Annotated in this window: 8 protein-coding genes; 7 read left to right on the top strand and 1 reads right to left on the bottom strand. The window is 72.5% G+C overall.

All coding sequences use genetic code 11. The features are described 5' to 3' along the window. Positions 1–285: 285 nt before the first annotated feature. From leuC to RWM17_RS09505, 6 genes are all read left to right on the top strand, one after another. Positions 286–1,794, top strand: a complete 1,509-nt coding sequence (gene leuC / locus RWM17_RS09530; protein ID WP_314103055.1) for a 3-isopropylmalate dehydratase large subunit — start codon at positions 286–288, stop codon at positions 1,792–1,794. Further along, a complete protein-coding gene (leuD, locus tag RWM17_RS09525) occupies positions 1,794–2,390 on the top strand; it encodes a 3-isopropylmalate dehydratase small subunit (RefSeq protein WP_314103053.1) in 597 nt (198 codons plus the stop codon). Before leuC ends, leuD begins: the two co-directional genes overlap by 1 nt. Further along, a complete protein-coding gene (gene murA, locus RWM17_RS09520) occupies positions 2,391–3,758 on the top strand; it encodes a UDP-N-acetylglucosamine 1-carboxyvinyltransferase (RefSeq protein WP_123546459.1) in 1,368 nt (455 codons plus the stop codon). 7 nt (positions 3,759–3,765) lie between these two features. Further along, complete coding sequence (locus RWM17_RS09515; RefSeq protein ID WP_314103051.1) at positions 3,766–4,590, top strand: lysophospholipid acyltransferase family protein; 825 nt, start codon at positions 3,766–3,768, stop codon at positions 4,588–4,590. 127 nt (positions 4,591–4,717) lie between these two features. Next, positions 4,718–5,731, top strand: coding sequence for an NAD(P)H-dependent glycerol-3-phosphate dehydrogenase (locus RWM17_RS09510; RefSeq protein WP_314103054.1), 1,014 nt, complete (start codon positions 4,718–4,720; stop codon positions 5,729–5,731). A 94-nt stretch (positions 5,732–5,825) separates the two neighbouring features. Continuing rightward, the gene (locus tag RWM17_RS09505) at positions 5,826–6,974 is read left to right on the top strand and encodes a D-alanine--D-alanine ligase family protein (RefSeq protein WP_314103050.1); all 1,149 of its coding nucleotides are present in this window, start codon (positions 5,826–5,828) and stop codon (positions 6,972–6,974) included. A 211-nt stretch (positions 6,975–7,185) separates the two neighbouring features. Here the strand turns inward: RWM17_RS09505 and RWM17_RS09500 are convergent, their stop codons facing one another. Beyond that, entirely contained in the window at positions 7,186–7,743 is a 558-nt protein-coding gene (locus RWM17_RS09500; RefSeq protein WP_314103049.1) for a DUF3515 domain-containing protein, read from the bottom strand. Between the two features lie 24 nt (positions 7,744–7,767). Between RWM17_RS09500 and RWM17_RS09495 the strand changes: the two genes are divergently transcribed. Then, the coding region (locus RWM17_RS09495) for an AIR synthase related protein (protein ID WP_314103048.1) at positions 7,768–8,467 on the top strand (700 nt) is incomplete at its 3' end.

Here is an 8,467-nt window from a genome sequence, read left to right as displayed (position 1 = left end):
GGACGGGCCGGCAGCCAGGGAGCGTCGTCTCGCGCCATGCTCGGTCGACCTCCTCGTCGGGCGGGCCCGCCGCCGCACGACGGGGGACCTGGTACCAGTCAGGACCCGCGAGGTGCCGCGCGCCCACCTCGTGTTCGGAGACCTCGGCCGCGGCGCTCGCCGGGGGGAATGCCGGGCGCCCGCGGCCGCGTTGCACCCGGCAGCGCGTCGGGCAGGGGCCGGGAGGCGCTGGCGTAGACTTCGACGATCATTCCGACCGAGACACCCGAGGAGAGGGGCGTGCCCGTGGGCAGGACGCTTGCCGAGAAAGTGTGGGACGACCACGTCGTCGTCAAGGGCGAGGACGGCGCCCCCGACCTTCTCTACATCGACCTCCACCTCCTCCACGAGGTCACGAGCCCGCAGGCCTTCGACGGGCTCCGGCAGGCAGGGCGGCCGATGCGGCGCACCGACCTGACGATCGCCACCGAGGACCACAACACCCCGACCCTCGCCATCGACAAGCCGATCGCCGACCTCACCAGCCGCACGCAGATCGAGACGCTCCGCCGCAACACGGCCGAGTTCGGCGTCCGCCTGCACCCGCTCGGCGACGCCGAGCAGGGCATCGTCCACGTCGTGGGGCCGCAGCTCGGCCTCACCATGCCGGGCATCACGGTCGTCTGCGGCGACTCGCACACCTCGACGCACGGCGCGTTCGGCGCGATGGCCTTCGGCATCGGCACGAGCGAGGTCGAGCACGTCATGGCGACGCAGACCCTGCCGCTCAAGCCGTTCAAGACCATGGCCGTCACCGTCGAGGGCACGCTGCGCCCCGGCGTGACCGCGAAGGACGTCATCCTGGCGGTCATCGCGCAGATCGGCACCGGCGGCGGCCAGGGCTACGTGCTCGAGTACCGCGGCAGCGCGATCCGCGCCCTCTCGATGGAGGGGCGCATGACGATCTGCAACATGTCGATCGAGGCCGGCGCCCGTGCCGGGATGGTCGCCCCCGACCAGATCACCTTCGACTACCTCGAGGGCCGCGACCACGCCCCGACCGGCGCCGACTGGGACGAGGCGGTCGCCTACTGGAAGACCCTCCCGACCGACGACGACGCCGTGTTCGACGCCGAGGTGTTCCTCGACGCCGACTCGCTCGAGCCGTTCGTCACCTGGGGCACGAACCCGGGCCAGGGCGTCTCGCTGAGCGACTCCGTGCCCGACCCCTCGACCGTCGTCGACCCCAACGAGCGCGCCGCAGCCGAGCGCGCCCTCGAGTACATGGCCCTCGAGGCCGGCACGCCGATGAAGCAGATCCCCGTCGACGCCGTGTTCATGGGTTCGTGCACCAACAGCCGCATCGAAGATCTGCGGGCCTTCGCGTCGATCGTGCAGGGCAAGACCAAGGCCGAGGGCGTCCGCGTGATGGTCGTGCCGGGCTCGGCCCGCGTGCGGCTCGAGGCCGAGGCCGAGGGCCTCGACAAGGTCTTCACCGACTTCGGCGCCGAGTGGCGCTTCGCCGGCTGCTCGATGTGCCTCGGCATGAACCCCGACCAGCTCGCCCCGGGCGAGCGCTGCGCGTCGACCTCGAACCGCAACTTCGAGGGCCGCCAGGGCAAGGGCGGGCGCACGCACCTCGTGTCGCCGCTGGTCGCCGCCGCGACGGCCGTCCGCGGCACCCTGTCGTCCCCGTGGGACCTGTCGGCCGACGAGGCGGGCGCGCTCGGCGGGGCCGACCCGGCCTCGGCGACCCCGATCCACGACCAGGTCGCCGCCGAGCTGACCGGCCAGACCGCAGGAGGCGCGTCCTAGTGCAGAAGTTCACCGTCGTCACCGGCGTGGCCGCGCCCCTGAAGCGCTCGAACGTCGACACCGACCAGATCATCCCGGCCGAGTTCCTCAAGCGGGTCACCAAGACCGGCTTCGAGGACGCGCTCTTCTTCTCGGCGCGCCAGGACCCGGACTTCGTGCTCAACCGCCCGGAGTACCAGGGCGCGCGAGTGCTCGTGGCCGGCCCCGACTTCGGCACCGGCTCGAGCCGCGAGCACGCCGTCTGGGCGCTCCGCGACTTCGGCTTCGACGTCGTGCTGAGCTCGCGCTTCGGCGACATCTTCCGGGGCAACTCGGGCAAGCAGGGCCTGCTGAGCGCCGTCGTGGCCGAGCACGACATCGAGCGGATCTGGGCGGTCGTCGAGGCCGCTCCGGGCATCGAGATCACCGTCGACCTCGCCGCGCAGACCGCCACGGTCGGCGACCTCACGGTCTCGTTCGAGGTCGATGCCTACACTAAGTGGCGCCTCCTCGAGGGTCTCGACGACATCGGACTGACCCTCCGCGACGAAGCCGCCATCACAGAATTCGAAACCCGCCGCGCCGCCTGGCGCCCGAAGACATTGCCGGTGAAGTAAGTGAACTCTCTCGTCCAAGACGCAGCAGCTGCAGGGGCCCGTGTCGGCCTGAAGTCCGATGAGATCGTCATCCGCGGCGGCAAGCCGCTGATCGGTCGCATCGAGGTGCGCGGGGCGAAGAACCTCGCCACGAAGGCCATGGTCGCCGCGCTCCTCGGCGACACCCCCAGCATCCTGCGCGACGTGCCGGACATCAGCGACGTCAACGTCGTGCGCGGCCTGCTGTCGGTGCACGGCGTCCGCATCACCGACCCGGCCCGCGGCGAGATGATCCTCGACCCGGCCAACGTCGAGTCGGCGCACTTCGCCGAGATCGACGCGCACGCCGGGTCCAGCCGCATCCCGATCCTCTTCTGCGGCCCGCTGCTGCACCGGCTCGGCGAGGCGTTCATCCCCGACCTCGGCGGCTGCCGCATCGGCGACCGCCCGATCGATTTCCACCTCGACGCGCTCCGTGCCTTCGGCGCAGTCGTCGACAAGTCGTACAACGGCATCCACCTCACCGCGCCCGACGGGCTCAAGGGCGCCAACATCGAGCTGCCCTACCCGAGCGTCGGCGCGACCGAGCAGGTGCTGCTCACAGCTGTCCTCGCCGACGGCGTCACCGAGCTCCGCAACGCGGCCATCGAGCCCGAGATCATGGACCTCATCGCCATCCTGCAGAAGATGGGCGCGATCGTCTCCGTCGAGCCGAACCGCGTCATCTTCATCGAGGGCGTCAAGACGCTCCGCGGCTACACGCACCGGGCCATCAACGACCGCAACGAGGCCGCCAGCTGGGCGAGCGCCGCGCTCGCCACCAAGGGCGACATCTTCGTCGAGGGCGCCGACCAGAAAGACCTGATGACGTTCCTCAACGTCTTCCGCAAGGTCGGCGGCGACTTCGACGTCCACGAGGACGGCATCCGCTTCTTCCACCCCGGCGGCGAGCTCAAGCCCGTCGTCGTCGAGACCGACGTGCACCCCGGCTTCATGACCGACTGGCAGCAGCCGCTCATCGTGGCGCTCACCCAGGCGCAGGGCACCTCGATCGTGCACGAGACGGTCTACGAGAACCGCTTCCAGTTCACCGAGGCGCTGAACGACATGGGCGCCGACATCACCGTCCACAAGGAGGGCCTGCCGGGCCACGACCGGCGCGTCGCCCGTCGCGAGTTCGAGCAGGCGGCCGTGATCAACGGCCCGACCGCGCTGCACGGCGCCGACATCCGCGTGCCCGACCTCCGCGGCGGCTTCAGCCACCTCATCGCCGCGCTGACGGCCGAGGGCGAGTCGAAGATCAGCAACGTCGGCATCATCAGCCGCGGCTACGAGCACTTCATCGCGAAGCTGCGCAAGCTGGGCGCCGACTTCGACTTCCAGGGCTGATCGCGACGTGATCGACGCCTCCTCGCCGACCCCGCCGGCCGGCGGGGTCGATGCGCCCCTCGTCCAGACGCCTCGCCGGGTCGGTCGCTTCGGCCGGGGCAAGGAGAAGAGCGCCGTGTTCCGGGGCGTCGCCGCCGTGGGCGCCCCGCTCTTCGACCGGCTCGCCCGCATCGAGGTGCGCGGCGCCGAGAAGCTGCCGGCCGAGGGTGCCTTCGTGCTCGCGCCGAACCACTACACGAACATCGACCCCGTCGTCGTGGCGCGGCTGATGTGGACCCTCGGACGCGTCCCGCGGTTCCTGGCCAAGGCGTCGCTCTTCCGCGTGCCCGTGTTCGGCTCGCTGATGCGCGTCATGGGCCACGTGCCCGTCGAGCGCGGCGGCCGCACGCACGACAGCGACCCTCTGCAGGCCGGGCGCGCCCTGGCGACCAGCGGCGGGGGAGTGATCATCTACCCGGAGGGGACGCTCACGCGCGATCCCGACCTGTGGCCCATGAAGGGCAAGAGCGGCGCCGTCCGGCTCGCCCTCCAGGCGGGGGTGCCGCTCATCCCGATGGCGCACTGGGGCAGCCAGCACGTGATGGGCCGCTACTCGGCGAAGATCAGCCTGTTCCCGCGCAAGCGCATCGTGGCAGCCATCGGCGACCCCGTCGACCTGTCGCCGTGGCGGGGCCGCCACCTCGACCAGGCCGCCTACACCGAGGCCACGGCCCTCGTCATGCAGCGCATCACCGAGCTGCTGGCCGGCCTCCGCGACGAGGAGGCGCCCGCCGAGCAGTGGGACCCGCACACGAAGCACCAGAAGGAGACCGGACGCTTTGAGCAGCCGTGACGACAGCAGCCGCGCCGACAGCAGCCACGACGTGACCGGCGACGCCGGTCGAGGCGCCGGGACGCGGGAGGACGCCATCGGGGCCCTCGGCGAGGGCGCCGTCACGACGGAGGCGATCTCGGTCGTGATGCGCAGCGCCGTGCCCCGCACGGTGGCCGTGCTGGGCTCCGGCAGCTGGGGCACCACGTTCGCGAAGGTCCTCGCCGAGGGCGGGGCGGACGTCACGCTCTGGGCCCGGCGTCCCGAGGTCGCGCGCGAGATCACCGAGAGCAAGCGCAACAGCGACTACCTGCCGGGCATCAACCTGCCCCGCACCCTCGTGGCGACGCCCGACGTGGCCGCGGCGCTCCGTGGCGCCGAGCAGGTCTACCTCTCGGTGCCCAGCCAGACCCTCCGCGACAACCTCGCCGCGGTGCGCGAGCTCGTCCCGCGCGGCGTCCCGGTGGTCAGCCTCATGAAGGGCGTCGAGAAGGCGACCGGCCTGCGCATGAGCCAGGTCATCGAGCAAGAGCTCGACATCGACCCCGACCTGATCGCCGTCGCCTCCGGCCCGAACCTCGCCCTCGAGATCGCCAAGCGACAGCCGACCGCCGCCGTGGTCTCGTCGCAGAGCCTCGAGACCGCGACGCTCGTCGCCGCCACCGCGACCAACCCGTACTTCCGCTCGTTCGTGAACACCGACGTGATCGGCACCGAGTTCGGCGGGGTCCTCAAGAACCTCATCGCGGTCGCCATCGGCATCGTCGACGGCGTCGGCTACGGCGAGAACACGAAGGCCTCGATCATCACCCGCGGCCTGGCCGAGATGACCTCGTTCGCCGTCTCGTTCGGGGCCAAGGCCGAGACACTCGCGGGGCTCGCGGGCCTCGGCGACCTCATCGCGACGTGCGAGTCGCCGCTCTCGCGGAACAACACGGCCGGCCGCCTCCTCGGCCAGGGCTACGCCTTCGGCGACGTCGTCCGGCAGATGAACCAGACCGCCGAGGGGCTGAGCTCCGTCGCGCCGATCCTCGAGCTGGCCCGCTCGCGAGGGGTCGACATGCCCATCGTGCAGCAGGTCGCCGAGGTGCTCGCCGGTACGCTCGACCCGCGGAACATCGCGCCGCACCTGACCGAGACCGACGAGCCCCAGGGCGAGTAGCGGCAGGAGGCGCGGCGTCCGTCACGGACGCGACCCGCTCCTCCTGCCTGCTCACGCGGGCCGGCGGCGCCGAACCACCCCGAAGGGCCCCTCGATGACCACCACCACCCCCGCCACGACCGCGGCCCCTGCGACCGGAGCCGCGGCGAGCGTCGAGAAGCAGACCGTCGTCGTCCTGTTCGGCGGCCGCTCGAGCGAGCACTCGATCAGCTGCGCCACCGCCGGGGGCGTGCTCGCCGCGATCGACCGCGACCGCTTCGAGGTCGTGCCCGTCGGCATCACCCGCGAGGGCTCCTTCACGCTGCAGCCCGACGACGCGGCCCTCTTCGCCCTCGACGCCGAGTCGCTGCCGGAGGTGCGCGACAACGGCACCCGGGTGCGCTGGCCCGAGACCGCCACGAGTCGGGGGCTGAGCGTCGTCGAGCCCGACGGCGGCCTCCGCCTGCTCGGCGACGTCGACGTGGTCTTCCCGATCCTGCACGGCCGGTTCGGCGAGGACGGCACCGTCCAGGGCCTGCTCGAGCTCGTCGGGCTGCCCTACGTCGGCGCCGGCCTGCTCGCCTCGGCCGTCGGCATGGACAAGCACTTCACCAAGACCGTGCTGCAGCAGGCCGGCATCGCCGTCGCTCCCTGGCGGACGGTGCGCCGCGCCGAGTGGGCCAGCGCCCCGGAGGCGGTGGCCGCCGAGGTCGCCTCGCTCGGCTTCCCGCTCTTCGTCAAGCCCGCACGTGCCGGATCGAGCGTCGGCGTCTCACGCGTCGACCGCCCGGACCAGCTGGCCGCTGCCATGCAGGTCGGGCTGGCGGAGGACCACAAGGTCCTCGTCGAGGCCGGCGTCGTCGGCCGCGAGATCGAGTGCGCCGTGCTCGGCGGACGCGACGGCGGAGCCCCGCGCACGTCGGTCGCGGGCGAGATCGTGCTCAGCGACGAGACCTTCTACGACTTCGAGTCGAAGTACCTGGGCGGGGCGGGCGCCGACCTGCTGTGCCCGGCACCGCTGTCGGACGACGAGCTGGCCGAGATGCAGCGGCTCGCGGCCCTCGCCTTCGAGTCGATCGACGGCACCGGGCTCGCCCGCGTCGACTTCTTCCTCACCGACGGGGGCTGGGTCGTCAACGAGGTCAACACGATGCCCGGCTTCACGCCGATCTCGATGTTCCCGGCCTGCTGGCTCGCGAGCGGCCTGAGCTACCCCGAGCTCATCACCGAGCTCATCGAGCTGGGGCTCGCGACCGACCGCTGAGCCGGCGCCCCCGGCCGTGGGCGTCGTCGGCTGGCCCGCCCCGGGATCGGACATCGCACCGGGTCTCGTGCACTGCACCGCGTCCAGACACGATGCAGTGCACGAGACCCGGTGCGATCGTGGATGCTGGCCGCGACGCAGATCGAGCGGCGGCGCGCCGCACCACGGTGCCGGCTCCTTCAGCGCGTCAGCCCGTCACCGGGTCACTGCGTCAGGGAGCGGGCGTCTCCGACGGTCCGTCGGTCGAGGTGTCGGAGGGGTCGCCGACGCTCGGCAGGTCTTCCACGCCGACGCAGCCGCGGCCGTCCTCCGGCAGGTACCCGACGGCGTCGGCGAGGTCGAAGAGGGCCGTGCTGCCGACCTCGGCGCTGACGACGACCTGCACGGCGGGCGTGCGGCCGTACGTCGTGAACGTGAAGGTGTCGCCGTCCTCGGGGCCGTCGTCCGACAGCCAGTCGACGCCCTGCACGTCGTTGCAGGGCAGGTCGGAGATCGCGGGGGACTCGACGCCGCAGCGCAGCAGCACCGTCGAGGGCGTGCCCCAGGCTCCCGTCCCCTGCGCGTCGGTCTCCCGCCGCTGCTGGGGGTCGGAGTCCGGCCCGACCGTGTCGGGCAGGTGCACGACGACCTGGGCGCAGTCGGGGTCGTTCGCACCGTCGGCCGACTGCATCGGCACGGCGGCCGTGCAGCCCGAGAGGATCGACGCGGCGACGACGCCGAGCGCGACGACGAGGGAAGGGCGCAGGAGGCGGCGGGACGGAGCGGACATCCCGGCCAGGCTACCGTCGACCCCATGGAACGATCCTCCAGGTCTCTCGACGCTGCCGACACCGCCGACGCTGCCGACACTGCCGACACCGCCGACGCTGCCGGCACCGCCGCTGCAGCGGACACCGTCGCTGCTGCCGACACCGTCGATCCTGCGGACACCGTCGAGGCCGTCGGCGAGCTGGCCACCCTCGCGCGCATCCTGCCCCGCCTGCCCCGCGGTCTCGACACGCAGCTCGGCCCGGGCGACGACGCCGCCGTCGTCGCCTCGCCCGACGGCCGCTTCGTCGTCACGACCGACCTGATGGTGCACGGCCCTGACTTCCGGCGCGCCTGGTCGACGCCGCACGACCTCGGCTGGAAGGCCGCGGCCTCGAACCTCTCCGACGTGGCGGCCATGGGGGCCCGCCCCACCGCCCTCGTGGTGGCGCTGGCCGTCCCGGGCGACACTCCCGTCACCGACCTGGAAGGCCTCGCCGACGGGCTCCGCGACGCGTGCGCGGCCATGGCGCCCGGCTGCGGCGTCGTCGGCGGCGACCTCTCCGTCTCCGCGGTCTTCACGGTGGCGGTCACGGCGTTCGGCGACCTCGGCGGACACGACCCGGTCCGCCGCGACGGTGCCCGCGTCGGCGACGTGGTCGCCGTCTCCGGTCCGCTCGGCCGGGCGGCCCGGGGCCTCGACCTGCTCTTCCGCCTCGGGGTCGACCACGACGGCCTCCCCGACG

The organism is uncultured Frigoribacterium sp. (assembly GCF_963515265.1).
GTDB lineage: Bacteria > Actinomycetota > Actinomycetes > Actinomycetales > Microbacteriaceae > Frigoribacterium.
The sequence above is the reverse complement of the archived record's forward strand: the minus strand, read 5'-3'. Positions and strand labels throughout refer to the sequence as shown.

Coding starts and splice junctions, on each gene's coding strand:
- RWM17_RS09500 (WP_314103049.1), bottom strand. CDS start 7,743: ATGTCCGCTCCGTCCCGCCGCCTCCTGCGCCCTTCCCTCGTCGTCGCG.
- RWM17_RS09505 (WP_314103050.1), top strand. CDS start 5,826: ATGACCACCACCACCCCCGCCACGACCGCGGCCCCTGCGACCGGAGCC.
- RWM17_RS09510 (WP_314103054.1), top strand. CDS start 4,718: ATGCGCAGCGCCGTGCCCCGCACGGTGGCCGTGCTGGGCTCCGGCAGC.